18 protein-coding genes are annotated in these 21,002 nt (G+C 51.4%); 7 read left to right on the forward strand and 11 right to left on the reverse strand.

What is annotated here, in order from left to right:
• Positions 1 to 2 precede the first annotated feature (2 nt).
• Both ptsP and FHP88_RS14930 read right to left on the reverse strand, forming a co-directional pair.
• Positions 3 to 2,267, reverse strand: coding sequence for a phosphoenolpyruvate--protein phosphotransferase (ptsP, locus tag FHP88_RS14925; protein WP_144359891.1), 2,265 nt, complete (start codon positions 2,265 to 2,267; stop codon positions 3 to 5).
• 6 nt (positions 2,268 to 2,273) lie between these two features.
• Complete coding sequence (locus FHP88_RS14930) at positions 2,274 to 2,798, reverse strand: RNA pyrophosphohydrolase (RefSeq protein ID WP_144359892.1); 525 nt, start codon at positions 2,796 to 2,798, stop codon at positions 2,274 to 2,276.
• Between the two features lie 187 nt (positions 2,799 to 2,985).
• On the opposite strand from FHP88_RS14930, the gene FHP88_RS14935 reads away from it, so the two are divergent.
• Together FHP88_RS14935 and FHP88_RS14940 are read left to right on the forward strand one after the other, a co-directional pair.
• Positions 2,986 to 3,639: an HAD family hydrolase gene (locus tag FHP88_RS14935; protein ID WP_144359893.1), complete on the forward strand. Its 654-nt coding sequence runs from the start codon at positions 2,986 to 2,988 to the stop codon at positions 3,637 to 3,639.
• Between the two features lie 50 nt (positions 3,640 to 3,689).
• Complete coding sequence (locus FHP88_RS14940) at positions 3,690 to 3,896, forward strand: aldehyde dehydrogenase (RefSeq protein WP_144359894.1); 207 nt, start codon at positions 3,690 to 3,692, stop codon at positions 3,894 to 3,896.
• A gap of 97 nt (positions 3,897 to 3,993) precedes the next feature.
• Here the strand turns inward: FHP88_RS14940 and FHP88_RS14945 are convergent, their stop codons facing one another.
• Both FHP88_RS14945 and FHP88_RS14950 read right to left on the reverse strand, forming a co-directional pair.
• Positions 3,994 to 4,401: a hypothetical protein gene (locus FHP88_RS14945; RefSeq protein WP_144359895.1), complete on the reverse strand. Its 408-nt coding sequence runs from the start codon at positions 4,399 to 4,401 to the stop codon at positions 3,994 to 3,996.
• Positions 4,402 to 4,447: 46 nt separating this feature from the next.
• Positions 4,448 to 6,835, reverse strand: coding sequence for a serine/threonine protein kinase (locus tag FHP88_RS14950; RefSeq protein WP_186297745.1), 2,388 nt, complete (start codon positions 6,833 to 6,835; stop codon positions 4,448 to 4,450).
• Positions 6,836 to 7,004: 169 nt separating this feature from the next.
• Between FHP88_RS14950 and FHP88_RS14955 the strand changes: the two genes are divergently transcribed.
• Genes FHP88_RS14955 through FHP88_RS14975 form a run of 5 tightly spaced genes read left to right on the forward strand, consistent with a single transcriptional unit; the run spans position 7,005 to position 12,035 of the window.
• Positions 7,005 to 8,801 carry an NAD(P)H-dependent oxidoreductase subunit E gene (locus FHP88_RS14955; RefSeq protein ID WP_260843328.1) on the forward strand — a complete coding sequence of 599 codons (1,797 nt, stop codon included), beginning with the start codon at positions 7,005 to 7,007 and terminating at the stop codon, positions 8,799 to 8,801.
• Positions 8,798 to 9,520: a 2Fe-2S iron-sulfur cluster-binding protein gene (locus FHP88_RS14960; protein WP_144359897.1), complete on the forward strand. Its 723-nt coding sequence runs from the start codon at positions 8,798 to 8,800 to the stop codon at positions 9,518 to 9,520. Before FHP88_RS14955 ends, FHP88_RS14960 begins: the two co-directional genes overlap by 4 nt.
• On the forward strand, positions 9,513 to 10,052 hold the full coding sequence (locus FHP88_RS14965) for an NADP oxidoreductase (protein ID WP_144359898.1): 540 nt from the start codon (positions 9,513 to 9,515) through the stop codon (positions 10,050 to 10,052). Before FHP88_RS14960 ends, FHP88_RS14965 begins: the two co-directional genes overlap by 8 nt.
• Entirely contained in the window at positions 10,045 to 11,550 is a 1,506-nt protein-coding gene (locus tag FHP88_RS14970; RefSeq protein ID WP_144359899.1) for a Ni/Fe hydrogenase subunit alpha, read from the forward strand. The genes FHP88_RS14965 and FHP88_RS14970 overlap by 8 nt, the downstream gene beginning before the upstream one ends.
• Positions 11,547 to 12,035, forward strand: a complete 489-nt coding sequence (locus FHP88_RS14975; RefSeq protein ID WP_144359900.1) for a hydrogenase maturation protease — start codon at positions 11,547 to 11,549, stop codon at positions 12,033 to 12,035. Before FHP88_RS14970 ends, FHP88_RS14975 begins: the two co-directional genes overlap by 4 nt.
• 55 nt (positions 12,036 to 12,090) lie before the next feature.
• Here the strand turns inward: FHP88_RS14975 and FHP88_RS14980 are convergent, their stop codons facing one another.
• The 7 genes from FHP88_RS14980 to rluD all read right to left on the reverse strand — a co-directional run bounded on the left by FHP88_RS14980 (position 12,091) and on the right by rluD (position 20,903).
• Positions 12,091 to 14,376: a TonB-dependent receptor plug domain-containing protein gene (locus FHP88_RS14980; protein ID WP_144359901.1), complete on the reverse strand. Its 2,286-nt coding sequence runs from the start codon at positions 14,374 to 14,376 to the stop codon at positions 12,091 to 12,093.
• 337 nt (positions 14,377 to 14,713) lie between these two features.
• Positions 14,714 to 17,290, reverse strand: coding sequence for an ATP-dependent chaperone ClpB (gene clpB / locus FHP88_RS14985; protein WP_144359902.1), 2,577 nt, complete (start codon positions 17,288 to 17,290; stop codon positions 14,714 to 14,716).
• 71 nt (positions 17,291 to 17,361) lie between these two features.
• The gene (locus tag FHP88_RS14990) at positions 17,362 to 18,075 is read right to left on the reverse strand and encodes a lysophospholipid acyltransferase family protein (RefSeq protein WP_144359903.1); all 714 of its coding nucleotides are present in this window, start codon (positions 18,073 to 18,075) and stop codon (positions 17,362 to 17,364) included.
• A gap of 24 nt (positions 18,076 to 18,099) precedes the next feature.
• Positions 18,100 to 18,624: a peptide deformylase gene (gene def, locus FHP88_RS14995; RefSeq protein ID WP_144359904.1), complete on the reverse strand. Its 525-nt coding sequence runs from the start codon at positions 18,622 to 18,624 to the stop codon at positions 18,100 to 18,102.
• A gap of 2 nt (positions 18,625 to 18,626) precedes the next feature.
• Positions 18,627 to 19,133, reverse strand: coding sequence for a glycine cleavage system protein R (locus FHP88_RS15000; protein ID WP_144359905.1), 507 nt, complete (start codon positions 19,131 to 19,133; stop codon positions 18,627 to 18,629).
• A gap of 74 nt (positions 19,134 to 19,207) precedes the next feature.
• Positions 19,208 to 19,951, reverse strand: a complete 744-nt coding sequence (gene pgeF / locus FHP88_RS15005; protein ID WP_144359906.1) for a peptidoglycan editing factor PgeF — start codon at positions 19,949 to 19,951, stop codon at positions 19,208 to 19,210.
• The gene (gene rluD, locus FHP88_RS15010; RefSeq protein WP_144359907.1) at positions 19,944 to 20,903 is read right to left on the reverse strand and encodes a 23S rRNA pseudouridine(1911/1915/1917) synthase RluD; all 960 of its coding nucleotides are present in this window, start codon (positions 20,901 to 20,903) and stop codon (positions 19,944 to 19,946) included. Before rluD ends, pgeF begins: the two co-directional genes overlap by 8 nt.
• Positions 20,904 to 21,002 lie beyond the last annotated feature (99 nt).

Genomic DNA, 21,002 nt, shown 5'->3' on the forward strand with positions numbered 1-21,002 from the left:
GCCTATTTACCGGGGCGTATCAAACCACCCAGACCCATATCATCGAGCGCCTTCTCCATCAGACCACGCACCTGTCGGGCATCGGTCATACGCAGGGCGGCCTGTAGCAGGCTTTTTGCCCGTGCCCGACTGAAACTGCGAATAACCCACTTAATCTTGAGCAGACTTCCCGCACTCATGCTGAGACTATCGACCCCCATACCGAGCAACAGGATGGCCGCCAGAGGATTTCCCGCCAATTCGCCGCAGACACTGACCGGGCGGCGATAGAGTGCCGCACCCTCAACAATCTGGCTAATCGCACGCAGCACGGCCGGGTGCATATCATCAAAGATATCCGCAACCCGTGGATTGTTCCGGTCAACGGCCAACAAGTACTGAGTCAGATCGTTAGTACCGACGGAGAGAAAATCGACCCGCCGGGCAATCTCATCAATCTGATAAACCGCCGCAGGCACCTCGATCATGACCCCTACCGGGGGCATTGATACCTCATACTCCTCTTCAATCAACTCATCGTAGGCACGCTGAATCAACATCTGCAGCTCATCAACCTCAGACACCATACTGACCATCGGCAACATGATCTGCAGATTATTCAACCCTATATCAGCCCGTATCATCGCGCGAATCTGGGTCAAAAAGATCTCAGGATGATCCAGAGAGATTCTCACACCGCGCCACCCCAGAAAGGGATTCGACTCAGAAAACGGAAAATAGGGAAGCGGCTTGTCACCACCAATATCGAGGGTGCGCAAGATGACCGGACGAGGATTGAATGAGCTCAATAACTGCCGATAACTCTCCACCTGAACATCTTCACCAGGAAAACGGTCACGGGTAATATAGAGCAATTCTGTTCGATGCAGACCGACCCCTTCAGACTCCTCCAACCCAAGCGTCATGACATCCGATATCAGACCGGTATTCAGATACAGTGGGATAGCGGTGCCATCGGTTGTTTCAGCCTTAAGGCCTTTCATGGCCTCAAGTTCTACCGCTATCTCGGTCTCTTCTTTGGCGAGACGCGCATACTCATCCCTGACCGATGGATCGGGAGTCACATAGACGCGCCCACGATAGCCATCGATAATGACATCCAGGCCCTCCAGACGTCCTACCGGCAGATCGGTCACACCCATTACCGCCGGGATACCCATAGCACGGGCCAGAATCGCCACGTGGGATGAACTGGAACCCATGGCAGAGACGATACCGGTCAGCCGCTCAATCGGCACCTCGGCCAATTGCACGGCACTGATATCTTCACCCACCAGGATCGTCTTATCCGGATAAAGAATCTCCCTGGGCTTATCCAGCTGAAGATGCATCAGAATACGCCGACCCAGGTCCCGAATATCAGAGGCCCGTTCGCGCAGATAGACATCATCCATGTTATCAAAGACCCGGGCATGCGCTTCAATGGTGTGATGAAGGGCGCCCTGTGCCCACTGCCCCTGCTCAATACGTTCAACTGTCTGGCTGATCAGGGTATCGCTACCGAGCATCAACAACAGGGCATCAAACAGCGCCTGCTCTTCAACCGGCAATTCGGCAGAGAGACGCAACTTGAGGCTTTTCAACTCCTGTTGCGTCAGGGCCACTGCCTCTTTCAAGGCGGTAATCTCAGCCCCAGGGTCATCCGTTGTACGATCAGGTACGGCATCCAGGTCCGCAAGCTGATAGGCCACAACCGCCTGCCCGGTAGTCACACCCGGCGCACTCGGCTGACCACTGAGATAACGGTTTAGGGGACTGCGGGTATGCTGGATCTGATTGAGTTCACCACTGGCTCTGGCGTAAGTGATGGCACCCGCTAACTGAGCCGCAAGCGTAAACAGGAAGGTAACTTCATCATCGTCAAATTTACGGGGCTCTACTTGGCGAACAACCAGTACGCCTAGCACCTTACGATTCTGGATAATCGGCACACCCAGAAATCCCCGATACTGGGTTTCGCCGGTTGCATGGATAAACAGATAACGGGGATGTGAAGTGGCATCATCCAGATTCACGGGTTCTGCACGTTCACAGACCAGACCCACCAGACCGCGATGCATAGGTAAGCTAACCTTACCCACGGCATCCGGATTCAGACCCTCTGTGGCAAGCAGGATGTGCTCTCGCCGATCAAAATCGGTCAAATAGACAGAACATACGTCAGCACTGATCGCCTGCTTTACCCGCTGCACAATCAGCCGTAGTGCCTCACCCAAATCGGGAGCGGCATTGACCTCCTGGACAATACGATGAAGTGTCTCCAGCACTAGCCGCTAGCGCCTGTTCTGACGCAGATAATTGGCCTGTGTCCTATTAGGTGCACCGTCAGGGAACAACAGCGGCGCCAACTCTTCAAGCGCCTGTACATAGACCTTGCGTTTGAAATAGACCACCTCACGCAGCGGATGCCAATATTTTACCCAACGCCAGCTATCAAATTCTGGCTTCGGGGCATGGTCAAGACAGAAATCTGTCTCCTCACATAACACCCGAAGCAGATACCAGATCTGTTTCTGGCCAATGCATAACGGCTTGCAGTGATGTCTCAAAAATCGTTTTGGCAAGCGATATCTGAGCCAATCGGACGTTACACCCACCATTTCTACCTGGTGTTGCTTGAGTCCCACCTCTTCTTCTAATTCACGGTACATCGCCTGTTCAGGCGACTCTCCTTCGTTTATACCGCCTTGAGGGAACTGCCAGGCATCCTGCCCTATACGTCTCCCCCAGAAAAGCTGCCGCTGATGATTGCAAAGTATGATACCAACGTTAGGTCTATACCCTTCTGAATCAATCAAAAGAAAACCTATTTAAGAATCTATAAACTGGCTTGATTGTTCCACAAGTAACCATATCCCGGCAACCACTTGTAATATAGCCTTAATATTGGCATTCGCTACAGTCCACCAGGAGTGGCCCTGACATTACACTCCACACCCGTTTCTGAGTTAAAATGGCCGCTTGATTCAACCAGGAGAAACTGCTTTGCCATTAGCTATATTTGATCTCGACAATACCCTACTCAATGGGGACTCGGACTACCTCTGGGGTGTGTTTCTCGCTGAGAAAGGCATCGTTGATGCGGCGTGGTATGAAAAAGAGAACAACCGTTTCTATCAGGAGTACAAAGCAGGGCAGCTGGATATCTATGAATTTCTCCGTTTCTCGCTCAAACCATTAAGCCAACACCCGATTGAACAACTGCAGGAATGGCACCATGAATTCATGCAGAAAAAGATCGCACCCATCTTGCTACCCGCCGCAAGGGCTTTGGTTGAGAAGCACAGGAAGGCGGGGGATACCCTGATGATTATTACCGCTACCAATGCCTTCGTTACCGCACCTATCGCCTCAGCCCTGGGAATTGAGCATCTGATTGCCACCGACCCGGAGATGATCGATGGTCGCTATACGGGCGAGGTCGCAGGCATACCCAGCTTCCGTGAAGGCAAGGTATCACGACTAAACAGCTGGTTAGCGGCACATCAACAAGATCTGTCTAACAGCAGCTTCTACAGTGACTCGCATAATGACCTGCCACTGCTTGAGCTTGTAGATAAACCGGTCGCCGTTGATCCCGATGAGATCTTAATCCAAACAGCAGGACAGCGGGGTTGGCCCATCATTACCCTGCGGTAATGAGCTGATTGGTGTATTCTGAAGTGAAGCACTGATACTGGACAGAGCATATGGAACAAAAACCGTTTCTGCTGATAGTGGCCGTTCTGATTGGCGTGGTCATTTATGCCTATTATGCGCCCAAGGAGGCACCAGAGCGGGCGGCGACCCTCACCCCCAAGCAATATATCGAACTGGTTGAACAGAAAAAGCAAGAACGCAAACAGGAGGCGGCCGAAGAGGCACGTTTGGAGAAGTTACAGGAGGCTAAGAAATAGTCTTTAACACACGCCCTTATAATTATCCGGTTTGTGCGCTCGTTCCCACGCTCCCGCGTGGGAACGATAATCAGGCTTTTCGCATTCTAAGATTGGCCTACAGACGCCTGCAGACAGAACGCTCATCAGGATTCTCAACGGCATCCACAATTGAATTGATAAACTGGCCTAATTCATCGGTACTGAGTACAACAAGGATACGATTCAAAAGCGTGGGATCCACCATCGCCTGAACAACCTTTCCATCACTCAGATTGACGCTTACACCTGCAGCGTGCTGATGCTCTGACGGGTCAGCCTGCTCGATGAACAGCGCCTCGTTCATATCCAGCATTTCATCATAGTAAGCTTCGATGTCATCCATGAGCGCATCATCAGTCTCTTCCGGTAAACGGACCATAAATCCCTGATCCTCCTGAGCCGAGAGTGGCTGAAGCCCTTTTTCTATTAAGTAGTCTATGAATAACCGCCACGGACGCTCATCAAAAAAGATATATTCCAACATGCTGCCTTTTCCTACTTCAGCCTCAACCAGAGTGATGACAACATTTTCACATTCGTGCCCTGAACGCAAGAATCACCTGATTTCTGAGGGTTTTGATGAGGTTCAGTTGTTTGGCAGTCAACACAACTCCGTTTGGTTGAGAGTGATCGGCATAGATCAAACCCAGCGGACGCTGCTTGATTACCAAGGGGAATATCAGAAACGACCCAGCATTTGAAATCTGTTTATACCACTCAGGCAGATCGGCTTGAATTTTTTCATCGTGGGCATTGGAGATTGCCAGGTCAACGCCATTCTTCAACGCTGCATGAAATACATCGGCACTGTACTGTTTTGGGAAATTAAAGCGGGGTAAAAAATTGTCGATATCGGCACCGAAGCCAAGCTTGCCCTTCATCTGATTGGTCGCACGATCCTGCAGACAGAGAACAACACGCCGAAATGCCAGGGCGCGATAAATTGTCTCAAGGACAACATTAAAAATCTGCACAACATTGGTTTCGTCATCCAACAGCATCCCGGTCACTTCCTGCAATCCCTCTGTTAGAACAATCTCTGCATTAATTGCCGGATCATCCGGTGCGGCCTCTGTAATCAGTGATTCAGAGGGGGGGAGATTGGCGGCCTGCTCAAGCGCGAGTGTTGTTGTGATGTCGTGCTTGACACTCTTTCCTTTAGCCACATGTGACGTATCCGGCTTGGATGGCCGAGATAATCGCTCCATAAAAGGATTATTGCTTGCATGAGAGCCGAGGCTCCCACTCAACTCAACAAACTCACGCCGCGCCTCCTCTACCATTTTTTCAAAGCGTTTCTCACTGATGGCCAAACCCCGTCTATAGCGTTTAATCAGCTGCCTTATCTGGGGTTCACCACCATCACTTGATTCACCAATAATACGGGTAGCCTCGTTAGCAAAATTTGCAATCAGACGCAATTTAACGTCACTCTTTTTCAGTTCGCCGGGTGAAGCTGGGTCAACTTTTACCATGCCATGAGTTATGGTTGATGGAAAATTCCACTGCTCTGCAATAGCCACGCCCACATCCTGAAATGACATCCCGAGCACCCGCTGCTCGGCCTTCGCCTGAGGAATCGACTCCATCTTGACCAAGCGCAGAATCTCTTCACTCTCATCATTCAGGTAATAGGTCACCAGAATCTTTCCGAGGGTATGCAACATGCCACACAGAAACCCCTCCTCTACATGCTCCAACTCCGCATCTTCTGCAGCCTGGCGCGCCAGTGTGGCGCTAAAAATCGCGGCGGCGATTTCATTTTTTAGTTTAACGACCTGTGTCTTGTTATGCAGATGCTCAAAGAAGATCAGTGACGCAGCAATGGATCGAATGGTTTGAATTCCGAGTACAACAATGGCTCGGGATATGGTCCCGATGCGGCCAGCAAAATGGCTATAGTAAGCTGAATTGACCACCTTCAGGATCTTGCTGGCGAGGGCAAAATCACGAATGATAATACTGGCAAGCTGATCCATCCCTTTATCATTGGATGCAGTCAATCGATTGAGGGTACGAATAGATTCAGAGAGCACAGGAAAATCACTCTTGTGCTGCATTCTTCGTAACAAAAAATCAACTGTACCTTTGGTCGCCAGGCCCGTGTTCTCATCATCACTCTTGCGATACTCGCTAATGGCAACCAGCATTTCTCCGGCATTGGAAAATCGCTGATCAGGCTCTTTCTCAAGCGCTTTCTGCACTATGGCATCCAGTGGCTGACCAATTTCTGAATTCAACTCCGAGGGGTTAACTACCGCACTGTCGCGAATATGTTTTAGCAGCGTCTGTTGATCGGGTGCATCGAATGCCACTCTTCCGGTTAACAGTTCATAAAAAATCGCCCCCAAAGCAAAGACGTCCGCCTGGGGACTTACCTTCCCTTCGACAATATATTCAGGTGCCATATAACGTGGCGTACCTGTTAGTTCGACATCGGGGTTAGAGGTACCGGTAATAATCCTTGCAATACCGAAATCCATAATCTTTGGCGTACCCTCGCCATTCAAGATGATGTTGGCCGGCTTCAGATCACGGTGCACAATTCCTTTGCGGTGTACCTGGTCAATACCAGACAAGATACCCACCAAGATATCCAATGACTCCTGAAGCGTCAGTTTATTACGCTTCATTCGATCAGAGAGTAATTCCCCTTTAACATATTCAAAAACCAGATAGGGACGCTTTTTATCGTGGCCTACATCAAAAAGGGATACGATATTGGGGTGTTGAATCTGACTGATAGCCCGGGCCTCGCTAAGTAGGCTATCAACACTATTGGAGACGCCCGACATCTGGCGATCAAGTAGTTTTATCGCTACTGACCGGTGTAATTCGGAATCAATACAGCGGTAAACCGTACCTTGATTACCGGCACCCAACTTCTCTTTTACTTCAAACCGGCCTATCTTCGGCATACTATTCCTACGCTTACCCATCTTCTAGATGATAAATATATCGGCAGCAATGGAAAAAACTTTCCTTATTGATCCACGCCTAATTGTCAAAACAAATTATGCGGTATATTGAGGGTCGTGGCAGCTGGAAGCCTGTCCTGTCATATCACGGAAATCAACGGACGCTATAATGATTGCAGATGATGCACCACAAAGTACCACTCACATGACAAGCACGGGAGACGGAAGCGCGCATGAACTGCTACAGCGATTAATTGAGCTGCAGCAGACGTATCACCATATTCCCTGGACTGAAATAGAACGACTTTCACGACAATTAAGCCTAAGTCAGTCCCATATTGTCGGTGTTATTGAGTTTTATAGCTTTCTGCACACCACTCACCAAGGTGAATATGAAATTTTCATCAGTGACAACATCACCGACCAGATGCAGGGAAGCCGGCTACTGGCAGAGTTGTTAGCAAAGGGATTGGGGATTGAGATAGGCACAACCCGGGCAGATAAACGTGTCAGCCTGAACTATACCTCTTGCATCGGCATGGGCGATCAGGGACCCGCAGCACTGATTAATGGCTATACGCTTACCGCTCTAACTACCGAACGCATTAACCAGATTATTCAACGAGTAGACGCCAGCACACCTCTTGATCAATGGCCTAGATCATTGTTTGAGGTGTCTAGCAAAACGCGACGCAAAGATATTATCCTGAACAGCGAATACATCCCAGGTGCCGCCATCGCTGCCGGACTCAAAAACGGACCCACCAGCCTGCTCAATCAACTTGAACAATCAGGACTCCGCGGATGTGGGGGCGCTGGCTTTAGCACTGCATCGAAGTGGCGCTTCTGTGCCGCCGCTGATGCAGAAAAACGATTTGTCGTCTGCAACGCGGATGAAGGCGAACCAGGCACCTTCAAGGATCGTTATCTGCTCCAAGCGCATACAGACCGTCTGATTGAAGGCATGACCCTCTGCGCCGCTGTTATCGGTTCAAGTACAGGCTTTATTTATCTTCGGGGGGAATACCGTTACCTACTGCAGCCATTGAATGAAATCTTGGAACAACGCCGAAAGGCAGGGCTGCTGGGACAGTCCATACTGGGACAAGCCAATTTCAATTTTGATATTAAGATCCATCTCGGTGCAGGTGCCTATATCTGCGGTGAAGAGTCGGCACTCATAGAATCCCTGGAAGGTAAGCGAGGCATTCCCCGCTCCCGCCCACCCTTTCCAGTGACACAGGGCTATTGCGGATTTCCTACCGTCGTCAACAATGTTGAAACCTTCTGCAATGCGGCAATGATTGCACAGCGTGGTCCAGAGTGGTTTCGACAAGTTGGAACCCCTGCCTCACCCGGCACTAAACTGCTCAGCATCTCGGGCGATTGCGAACGCCCCGGTATTTATGAGTTCCCATTTGGCACATCAATCCGTGACATCCTCCATGCATGTGGTGCCCAGCAAACCTTGGCGGTACAAATTGGTGGCGCGGCAGGACGCATGATTCCAGCTACAGAGTTTAACCGCACCATCGCCTTTGAAGATATTTCAACTGGCGGCTCTTTTATGATCTTCAACCAGAATCGAGAATTGTTACGGGCTATCGAAAATTTCACCCACTTTTTCCGTCATGAAAGCTGTGGTTTCTGCACCCCTTGTCGCGTAGGTAGTTCACTATTGGCCAAACAACTGAGTAAAGTGATGGTGGGGCACGCCACGGCTAAGGATCTGGATGAGATGAGTATCCTCGGTAGCCTTATGCAGAAGACCAGTCATTGCGGCCTGGGACAGACTGCAGCCAATCCAATACTGGATGGTCTGGGTAAATTTCCCAGCCTATTTCAGTCTCGACTCCGTGCCACGAGTTTTGAACCAGCCTTCGATCTTGACGCCTCTCTGGAGGAGGCCCGTCTACTGACCGGGCGAGACGACCCTGATGCACATCTGGAAGGGGGTGGCGTATGACAAATTCGTTCGAGATAGATGGCATCACAGTACCATTTAGCAACGGACAAACGATTATGGATGCGGCACTGACGGCCGGCATCTATATTCCTCATCTCTGCCACAATCCTGAATTCAAACCTCATGGGAGTTGCCGGCTCTGTACCGTCTTAATCAATGGTCGCAGTGTCGCCGCCTGCACGACTCCTGCCGGCGAAGGCATCGTGGTCGAAAATGAAACCCATGAGCTGGTGACGCAACGACGCCTGCTGCTGAAACTGCTGTTTGTTGAAGGAAATCACACCTGCCCAGGTTGTGAAAAAAGTGGCGCCTGCCAGCTACAGGCCGTGGCCTATCACTGTGGCATGCTGGCCCCGGAGTTTGTCCACTTCTATCCCAAGCGGTCCATAGATGCCTCTCATCCGGATACCATTATCGATTTCAATCGCTGTATCTTGTGCGAACTCTGCGTCAGGGCCAGTCGTGACAGTGATAAAAAAGCGGTCTTCAACATCAGCGGTCGTGGCATACAAGCCCATCTCACCATCGACTCACCCAGCGGTAAGCTGGCCGATTCTGCCTTTAACAGCAGCGACAAAGCCGCGCGGGTCTGCCCGGTAGGTGCCATCCTGCCCAAACATAAGGGGTATAACATACCGATTGGCCAACGACTCTATGATCAAGCCCCCATCAGCCAGGTCGGTGATGTTGCAAAACATCAGGAGGTAGCGGATGAGTAGTCCGATCAAGGTTGCCACTGCCTCACTGGCTGGTTGCTTCGGCTGTCACATGTCGCTATTGGATATTGATGAAAGACTTATCGATCTGGTTGGGCATATTCAATTCGACCGATCACCGCTGACGGATATTAAAAAAGTGGGCCCATGCGATCTGGGGCTGATTGAAGGCGGCGTCTGTAACGCCGAGAACGTCGAGATATTGAAGGCCTTTCGACGCCAGTGCAAGATTCTGGTGGCCGTCGGAGCCTGCGCCATCAATGGGGGCGTTCCCGCCATGCGGAATCAATACTCTCTGGCCGAGTGTCTGGAAGAGGCCTATCTTCATGGTACCGGGATCGATAACCCACAGATCCCCAATGACCCTGAACTCCCCCTGTTGCTGAATCAGGTGCACCCAATCCATGAAGTGGTATGGATTGACTACTTCCTGCCCGGTTGCCCACCCTCCGCCGACACCATTTTCACGTTCCTGGATGAACTGCTCTCCGGCAGACCCATTCAGTTCGCCTATCAGCAGATTCACTATGATTGAGCAAAGACCTGTAACTATCGAACAGCTGGAGACCGCAGCGCAGCCGGAAAAACTGCGCCGCATCGCCATCGAGCCACTGACCCGGGTTGAGGGCCATGGCAAGGTGACGCTTCTGCTGGATGATGAAAACCGTATCCAGCAGGCGCGCCTGCATATTGTCGAGTTTCGCGGCTTTGAGAAGTTTATCCAGGGTCGTCCCTACTGGGAACTGCCGGTACTGGTTCAACGACTCTGCGGCATCTGCCCGGTCAGTCACCATCTGGCGGCGGGCAAGGCGATTGATCAGCTAGTGGGCGTTGAACAACTCACGCCAACAGCCGAGAAAGTCCGCCGTCTGATGCATTACGGTCAGATGCTTCAGTCTCACGCCCTGCACTTTTTTCACCTCTCTTCACCAGACCTGCTGTTTGGTTTTGACAGTGAGATCAGTCAACGCAACATCGTCGGTTTGATCAATGCTCATCCTGATCTGGCAAAACAGGGCGTGTTGCTGCGCAAGTTTGGTCAGGAGGTCATTCGAGTTACCGCAGGCAAACGCATACATGGCACCTGCGCCATACCTGGTGGCGTGAACAAGGCACTGGACAGCAGTGAGCGTGATTATCTGCAGCAGGATATCCATCAGATAATCACTTGGGGGCAGGGCGCACTGGAGCTGGCCAGGAAGCTCTTCATGGAGGCGCTGGAAACAAATCAACAGTTTGCCCGAATCGATACGCACATGATGAGTCTCTGCCAGGATGATGGTGCGCTGGAGCTCTATCATGGTGGGTTGCGAGTTACAGCCAGCGATGGCAGTCGCATGATGGATAAGATCGACTACCGGGAGTATGACCAGCACATACGTGAAGAGGTCAAATCCTGGAGTTATATGAAGTTCCCCTATCTGCAACACCTCGGACCAGAGAAGGGCAGTTATCGGGTTGGACCACTGGCCCGCATCAATAACTGTGACACCATCGATACCCCCTTGGCTGAAGCCGGCAGGATAGAGTTCCGCTCACTGAATAATCAGGGCCTGGTTCAATCCACCCTCGCCTACCACTGGGCACGGATGATCGAACTACTACACTGCGCCGAAAAGATTGAACAGCTACTGGATGACCCTGATCTGCTTGGCACTGATCTAAAGTTGAGTGGTGAAATGCGCCAACGGGGTATCGGTGTCATTGAAGCACCCCGGGGAACCCTGATACATGATTATGAAATTGATGATGACGGGCTGGTCAGCCGGGCCAACCTGATCGTCTCAACCACCCACAATAACCGGGCGATGAATGAGTCGGTCAGAACGGTAGCGGCGGATCTATTCAATGGCCAGGAGATTACCGAGGGCATGCTTAACCATATCGAGGTCGCGATACGCGCCTATGACCCCTGCCTCTCCTGCGCTACCCATGCCCTGGGCAAGATGCCGTTGGTGATTGAACTGCAACAACCCGATGGCCAGATTGTTGACCGACTGATCAAGGATACTCAGGGTGAACTGAAACGGTGAACAGACCACCGATCGTAATAATTGGCTACGGCAATCCATCCCGGGGTGATGATGCCGTTGGGCCTCTGCTGATTGAAGAGCTAGAACAGGAAGAGCGGGCAATCCATAGCCCATCAGATTATGAACTAATTACTGACTTTCAGTTGCAGATCGAGCATGTCACCGATCTTGAAGAGAGAAATTTATTACTCTTTATCGATGCATCCCTGTCTGCAAAACCGCCTTTTGAATTCTCCAGGCTCACGCCTGAGCAGGACCACAGTTACACAAGCCACAGCTTAACTCCAGCTACCTTGTTGAGTATCTTTGAGACCGTCTTCAAACAACCCTCGGCTCCGGCCTATCTCCTGAAAATTCCAGGGTATCAGTTTGATCTCGGCATGCCACTCAGTCAGAAATCAAGCCATCATTTAAAGCAAGCAAAGCACTTTATTTACACGCTCATTAAAGATCCAAGACAAGAGGCATGGGAGCATCAGCTTTAAAATAAAAACGCCGGCAGCATGCCGGCGTTAATCATTCCGATGACAAAGTATCCGGTTAGAACTTGTAGTTCACGCCTGCATAGATCGATCGTCCCGCACCGGGAACAGGAACACCCCAAGGAACATCAGTACCTGACATGGTCTTACCCTGACCCGTGTAAGCCCCACCAAGTGGATGGTTATAGAACTTGTCGAACACATTCTCTATGCCAAAATCAATACCTACCTGCTTCCATTCATAACGGCTACGCAGATGCAGCAGGCCATACGACTTGGTCTCAAGTTCATTTCTCACTTGTGACACATCATCCTTCCCATCAACAAGCTCAACTTCCAGGGTATTTTTCCAATGCCCTGTGCTTTGCACGACCGCCAGCTTGGCATTCAGTGGCATGATGTTATAAAGATTGTCATCAGTAGTCCGGTTCTTACCGCGAACATAACTCAGCACACCTGTAGCAGTGAAATCACCATAAGAGGTATTCTCCGCCAACGGATAATGACCTGAAACATCCAATCCATACATATGCGCAGACTGGTTCACAAACTGCAAGTAGACAAAGGCGTTAGTATCCGTCTGATTAGCCGCACCACAGTTACTATTGGCTGATGCACAACGCTGGGCATCAATATAGTCATTTACATAGGTATAGTATGGGGTCAATTTAAGGCCCCATTTATCCTGTGCAGGATCATGCCAGTCAAACGTAGCACTAAGGGTATGTGCCACTTCGGGCTCCAGATTAAGATTACCCACATAGCCATTGCCATCACCGGCCATGTTGATCATGCGCATCGCCATGCCCCCTGTTGACCAGGTGTAGCGTTCATAGAGATTAGGGGAGCGAGTCTTTCGGGCATAGCCAAATTCAAGAGAGCGCGTATCATCCAGTGTCAAACGAGCCAAAGCGGTAAGATCGATATTATGATCCGTTTTTTCCCGGTCGGCGGCATTGAACGCAGCCGATTCAGCCGCATACTGTGCAGAGGTGGTATTGTACCCTTGCACATCACCGGCATTCATATCTACTTTTTCATAACGCAAACCGAACTGCGTCAACCACTTGGGGTTCCATTGCGCTTCCCATTCAGCAAAGGCCGCCAGTCGATCACGTTCCCCATTATTGATATTCCAGAATGTGTTCGGCCACATCCCCTTACCTGAAGGATCCCACCAATCATCCAATCTATAGCGCTGTGCTTCACCACCGACCCGCAGCAGATCACGCTCTGACAGAGGAAGATCAGCCTTTACGACCAGACCACTGTTTTTACCTTCCGTATCCATCGGCATGCCGGCGGCACATCCGTTCATACCCGCTGTAGGTGTACAGGGCACACCGTCAGTGAATGGAACACCACTATTAGAGCCGTACCAGAAGAGTTTATCTTCACCAAACTGCATGACATGGCGAGTGTGCTCCCGATAGGCACGTGCCTCCAGCCCACCCCAATCAAACTCACCCTCATAACGAAGATTCACTTGGGTACTGTCGTTGCCTGTCATATCCATGCGCTGATTAGGCCAGCCCTGATATGGGATATCCTGCAGCCCCAGCTTTAGCTCCATCAGATGATTTTCATGACGCATGGCCAAAGCCAGCGAATGATTCGTCGACTTATACATACTGGAGCCGACTTCATCACCATCCAGCCACCCTCTGCCGGCTGCTGCGAGACCCGCAGGTTTAAAATCGTCTCCCGCCTTGTAGTCATCGGACTGGGCCGTTGACCCCCGATAGGTAAGACTGATTTTTTCATTGGCTATCGTTGCAGACAGATTACCACCATGGGCATCGCCATTACTCCGATAAAAAGCACCAACCTCACCCTTCTGCAATAACCCCTCACCAGCTTGGGCAAACTCTGGATCTGCCGAATCTACCAGAATGGCGCCACCAATACTGTCACCACCTACACTGACCGGCGTAATCCCAGCAAACACTTCAGCACTGCCAACACTGGTCGGGTCGATATAGGAGAGGGGGGGATTCATATGATTTCCGCAGGCAGAAATCAGATCCATTCCATCGACCTTGATACGCAAACGATCATCTGCAAGACCATGAATCACGGGCAAACTGGAAACACCACCCGCACCATAAAGATTGACGCCTGGAATGTTTTTCAGCAGTGAAGCCGCATCACTGGTTGCCGGTCGCAGGGACTGCAAGGTATTTGCATCTACTTTGGTCGAATTTATCGTTTGCTCTTTTTGCAGGGGTTCAGCAGTGACTGTAATACTCGGTAATACCGTCTCTTCTGCAATCACACCTTGAGCAAGTGCAGTCGCAAGGGTTGCTAGAACGGTACGTTTAAGTGGGAACCGGTGATACTTCATGATTGCTCCTGGTGTGGATACTTCTCACTTCATTGGTAATTTTCTTTAAAAAAACCACAACCATCTTGAAAACTTTCTAAGTTTAAATTGACTTGCAAACGTAGGGTCAATTTAAACAGCTTCAATTAAGCCGGTTTTTGTTGGCGAAGAAAGGTACGCTCTTTAGCAGAAGTGTCACAGGGAGCTTTTAGTAGAATGGGCCAATACGCTATAAGGATAGCCCGCATCCACGCACGCCAGAGGTATTTGGCATAAATGTCAGGTGAAATAACACAATAAAAAAGCGGATGATTTAAGATATTCTTGCACAGCTATTGCTGTGCAAGAATATAGGCAGTTATGCCTTACTGAAAGTCAGTCCCGTGCCAGAGGAATCGACCTTGATGGTATCGCCCGGACCAAATCGTCCTCCCAGAATCTCCTGGGCCAACGGATTTTCCAGCTGCTGGCGAATCGCCCGCTGCAGTGGTCTTGCCCCATAAACCGGATCAAAGCCCGCCTCACCGAGTCTGTCCAGTGCAGCTTCCGTCAATTCCAGTCCCATATCATGATCGCTCAGACGCTTCTCCAGATACTTCACCTGGATCACGGTAATGGCGCGAATCTGTTCACGCCCTAATGGATGGAATACCACAATATCATCCACGCGATTAATAAACTCGGGGCGAAAATGTTGCCCAACCACCTCCATCACAGCTGACTTCATCTTGTCATACTGCTCTTCACCCGCCATGGTCTGAATCAGATCTGACCCCAGATTCGATGTCATAATGATAACGGTATTGCGGAAATCAACGGTTCGGCCCTGACCATCCGTCAAACGCCCGTCATCCAATACCTGCAGTAGTACATTGAACACATCGGGATGGGCCTTCTCCACCTCGTCCAGCAGAATCACTGAGTAGGGGCGACGGCGCACAGCCTCTGTGAGATAGCCCCCCTCTTCGTAGCCGACATAGCCAGGAGGCGCACCAATCAATCGGGCGACCGAATGTTTCTCCATGAACTCGGACATATCGATGCGCACCATGGCGTCTTCTGTATCAAACAGGAAATCAGCCAAAGCCTTTGAAAGTTCTGTTTTACCCACACCGGTTGGGCCGAGGAACAGGAATGAACCATTGGGCTGCTTGGGATCAGATAATCCAGCACGAGAACGCCTGATGGCATTTGATACGGCGGTAATGCCTTCCGTCTGCCCGATCACTCGCTTGCCCAGCTCATCTTCCAGCCGTAGCAGTTTGCCCCGCTCACCCTCCAGCATCTTGCTAACGGGGATACCGGTCCATTTGGAGATCACATCGGCGATCTCTTCATCCGTGACCTTGTTACGCAGCAGTTTCATCTCCTGCATCTCGGCCTGTGACGCCATATCCAGCTGTTTTTCCAACTCGGGAATACGTCCATATTGCAACTCGGACATACGCCCCAGATCACCGGCACGGCGAGCGGTCTCCATATCCAGTCGTGCACGCTCCAGGTCTTCTTTGATGTGTGCCGTGCCCTGCAGGGCCGCTTTCTCCGATTTCCAGATTTCATCCAGATCGGAGAACTCACGATCCGCTTTTTCGATCTCGGCTTCCAGCTGAGACAGACGCTTTTTAGAGGCCTCATCCGACTCTTTCTTCAACGCCTCCCGCTCAATCTTGAACTGAATCAGACGCCGTTCCAGCCGATCCATCTCTTCCGGTAGGGAGTCGATCTCCATACGGATCTGCGAGGCCGCTTCATCAATCAGATCAATCGCCTTATCCGGCAATTGCCTATCAGTGATATAGCGCGTAGAGAGTGTGGCCGCTGCCACAATGGCCGGATCGGTAATATCAACACCGTGATGCAATTCATAGCGCTCTTTCAAACCGCGTAAAATGGCAATGGTATCTTCAACCGTGGGCTCTTCTACCAGCACTTTCTGGAAGCGGCGTTCCAGTGCGGCATCTTTTTCAATATATTTGCGATACTCATCCAACGTGGTCGCACCCACACAGTGCAATTCACCCCGAGCCAGTGCAGGCTTTAGCATATTACCCGCATCCATGGCCCCTTCCGCCTTGCCGGCACCTACCATGGTATGCAGTTCATCGATAAACAGAATGATCTGCCCCTCTTGTTTGGAGAGGTCATTCAACACGGCCTTCAGACGCTCTTCGAATTCACCGCGGAATTTCGCACCCGCAATCAGTGAACCCATATCCAGCGAAAGGAGGCGCTTATTCTTCAGCCCTTCCGGCACTTCGCCATTGATAATACGCTGGGCCAAACCTTCGACGATGGCGGTTTTACCGACGCCGGGCTCACCGATAAGGACCGGATTATTCTTGGTACGACGCTGTAGTACCTGGATCGTCCGACGGATCTCATCATCCCGCCCAATGACCGGATCCAACTTGCCCTGCTCAGCCCGCTCCGTAAGATCAATGGTGTATTTCTCCAACGCCTGACGTTGATCTTCGGCATTCGGGTCATTCACCTGCTGACCGCCGCGCAATTTTTCAATGGCCTGTTCAAGGGGTTGTTTCGCCGCACCTGACTTGCGCAACAGATCACCCAGTTCTCCTTTGTCCTCCAGGGCTGCCAGGACAAACAGTTCGCTGGAGATGTACTGATCTTTACGCTTTTGCGCCAGCTTGTCGCTCTGATTGAGCAGCCGCCCCAGATCATTGGAGATATGCAGATCGCCAGCGGCCCCTTCAATGCTGGGCAGCCGATCCAAAATATCACCCAAGCCGGAACGCAGTTGATTGACGTTCACATCGGCCTGAGAAAGAAGATGTCTAACAGTGCCTCCCTCCTGGTCAAGCAGGGAAGTCATCATATGAGCCGGTTCAATGAATTGATGATCCCGGCCAACAGCTAGACTCTGTGCATCAGCCAGAGCCATCTGGAACTTGCTTGTAAGTCTGTCCATTCGCATGGATATTACTCCGGTAAATTTTAAGGTTACCTAGCAGATGGGGCACTCAATATCAAAATTCAATAGAGATATCAGTTCGCTATCGACTCCAGATCTTCACTCTTATTGTCCAACACAGCTTGAACCAGGGCCTGTAACTGCTCCCGTCCCCACTCTTCCGGATAGATAGGGGATGTGGACTTTATCCTGGCATGACTTCTAAGCAGCACTCCGCTAATAACGCCCCCCTCCCCTCGGACACCGCTGATATGATGAGGGACAATCGGGGCCCCCGTTATCTGTGAAAGCCGTATGGCACCGGCTTTGATACGCCGCGGCGGGTCGCTATCAAGGTGAATCTTGCCATGGGGAAAAAGGGCGACGACCTCGCCATTACGAAGACAACGCAAGGCCTCGCGCAGTGCTTGTTCGGGTTTCTTCTCACGATCGACAGGGATACATCCTATCGCCCGAAACAGCCAGTTAAGGCCATAGCGCTGGTACTCTTCGCGAGCAATGATAAACCGCAGGGGGCGCCTTGCAGAGGCGAGCAAGAGCATGGGATCAAGTCCTGACACATGATTAGCCACCACGATGGCAGGGCCCTGTTTAGGCAGACGCATACCGAGCACGTTCAGACGATGATAGCGGTAGCAGAACAGTCGGTTAAGACCATCCAGGAGGTTCATCCAGCCTCGCCCCCAATCCACTCGATTAGCACGACGACAGGCGACAGTCAGACGATAGAACTGCCATAACAACAGGCCGGCCAGCAACGAGAAAACAACTAAGGTTAAAGAAGTCATGGTGAATGCCCGGATCTGCCTGGCTTATTTTTTTGACTTGCCACCCTTCTGATATACCTTGCGCTGAAACAGATCAGTACGACGACTCACAACCCGATCGATAAACAACATACCGTCAATATGATCGAGCTCATGCTGAACGGCGCGCGCCTCATAACCCTCCATCTCATACTCCAGCAGTTTACCCCAGGGATCCTGTGCACGAATCTTGATGTGCGTCGCACGAATGACGTTACCGGTATAATCCGGTACGGAGAGACACCCCTCACGCCCCATCTCGAATCCTTCCCAGTGGGTAATCTCCGGGTTCACCAGAATCATATGACCATGATTGGGCACGGGTTTACGCGTATTAGAGACGTCTACAATGACAATGCGTTGAAAATGACCGACCTGAGGGGCCGCAATTCCCACGGCAGCAGGACCATCACGACGCGTCTCTTCCAAATCGGCAACAAAAGTACGCAAGGCATCATCAAACTGTTCAACCGGATCAGAGACCTGCTTGAGTCGCTCATCGGGTATTTTCAATATTTCCAGTACAGCCATTTTTATCCAATCAGTGTCTCTATAGGGGACACATTCACATCAATATCACCGAGGTTGTCCAGAGCCTCTTCAATCAATTCCAGGGGGAGCTCAGAATAACCCTGGATGTGCATGATATAGACAGGCCTGTTACTGGAACCCGCCACATCCGACTCTAGTTCCAGGATGTTGAAACCTTTTTCAGCCAGGACCGCTGTCACCTGGGCGACTATGCCGGCGCGGTCGGCCCCTGCCACACGTACCTGGATATTGGGTACCACATGCTGATGAAGGGAGCCCGCGATGTCATCCACATGCATATGCAAGCCGAGTTTCGTCGCTACCGGTTGTAACACAGGTTCAACTGCGCCACTCCCACTGACCATCAACATGATGGTGAAATTGCCTCCGAGACGAATCATGGAGGCCTCACCTAGGTTCCAGCCCCCCTGATACAGGGCATTCGTTACCTGTCCTACAATTCCAGGCTGATCCTCGCCAACCAGGGTCAGCATTTTCCAGTCACTCATTTAATCAATCCTCCGCGGCTAGACGGATGTTATTTGAAACTACAGCACCATTCTGGCTGCCAAGATTAGGTTTCTTATTCAATCCAGATCAGCGAGGCCATACGTCCCGTCACGCCATCTCTTCGATAGGAAAAAAAACGGTTGTTGTCGGTAACTGTACAGTAATCCCCGCCGCCGATAAAACCGACACCGGCCCGCTCCAACCTGATACGAGCAAGTTGGTAAATATCGGCCATCCAGTGATCCGGTCGGCCTGCAACAAAAGCCCCACTTGCACGCAAATCATCGTGTAGAAACCGCTCCCGAACTTCCGCTCCAACCTCAAACGTCTCGGGACCGATGGCGGGTCCCAGCCAAGCCAATATCTGCTCAGCCGAATCATCAAAGTGGGATAATGCCGCCTCTATCACGCCTTCGGCCAACCCCCGCCATCCCGCATGGACGGCCGCCACCCGAGTACCCGCCCGATTGCAGAGCAGCACCGGTAGACAATCTGCCGTCATCACTACGCACACCTGTTGCGGTCGATCCGTCGTAACGGCATCGGCCATGTTACTCCCAATAGCGGCAGCGCAATCCAGAACGTTCGTGCCATGCACCTGATTCAACCATAGGGGCATACTCGGCAAGTTGGCAACAGATACCAGCAATCGTCTATTTTCCAGAACCGATTGCAGGTCATCGCCAACATGCTCACCCAGATTAAGGCTGTCATAGGGCGGCTTACTCATCCCGCCATGACGGGTGGTCATGACCGCTTTTATCGATCGAGGTGCTGGCCATTCTGGGGTTAGCAATACTGGCTGCTGTTCAGCCATGTTTCAGATCCTCTCGGAGTACCTCAAGCAGCTGCTGCATATCATCGGGCAGAGGGGCCTCCCACTCCATCCACTCACCGCTCAGCGGATGCACCAACCCCAGGCGCTTCGCGTGCAAGGCCTGACGGTGGAAGTGACGCAGTTTTTCACGCAACTGCTCAGATGCTCCGGCTGGCTGGCGCAGACGACCCGCATAGACCGGATCGCCTACCAACGGGTAGCGGATATGCGCCATATGAACACGAATCTGGTGGGTTCGGCCGGTTTCCAACTTCACTCTCAGATAGGTATGAGCGCGAAAACGCTCTTCTACACGATAATGAGTCACGGCCTCTTTCCCGGAATAATTGACCGCCATTTTGATGCGCTGGGTTGGGTGACGGCCAATCGGCTTGTCCACAGATCCACCCGCTGTCATTACACCAATAACGATTGCTCGATATTCACGCTCAAACTCTCTGGCCTGAAGCTGCTCAACCAGATTTCTGTGGGCACCGGGTGTCTTGGCAATCACCAGCAGCCCCGTTGTCTCTTTATCAAGACGGTGAATAATACCGGCCCGGGGTAGCTGTATCAGTTCAGGGTCGTGATGCAACAAAGCATTTTGTAAAGTCCCGTCCGGGTTACCTGCAGCAGGATGGACCACGAGCCCCGCTGGCTTGTTGATCACCAGAAGTGACTCATCCTCATACACTATATCCAGCTCAATCGCCTCCGGCTGGCACTCAACCTGGTCCTCCAATCGGGCTTCGAGAGTGATCCACTCACCCCCCAAGACTTTATCCCTCGGTCGGCAGGCCACACCGTCCAGCGTCACCAATCCCTCTTTCACCCACTGCTGGAGCCGACTCCTCGAATAATCCGGAAACAGCTGAGCCAAGGCCTGATCCAGTCGCTTTCCCGCCAGATCAACGCCTACCCGCGCACTATGATGCTCTATCCTTTCAGACAATGTTTCCGCCTCTGTGTACCAATCGCCAAATAGCGCCAGTTTAACGCATTCTGACCCTCCACGGCTCCCTGAAACAATCTATCTGCAAAACAGTCCTGT

The sequence above is a fragment of the Sedimenticola selenatireducens genome (genome assembly GCF_007625115.1).
Taxonomy (GTDB): Bacteria; Pseudomonadota; Gammaproteobacteria; order Chromatiales; family Chromatiaceae; genus Sedimenticola; species Sedimenticola selenatireducens_A.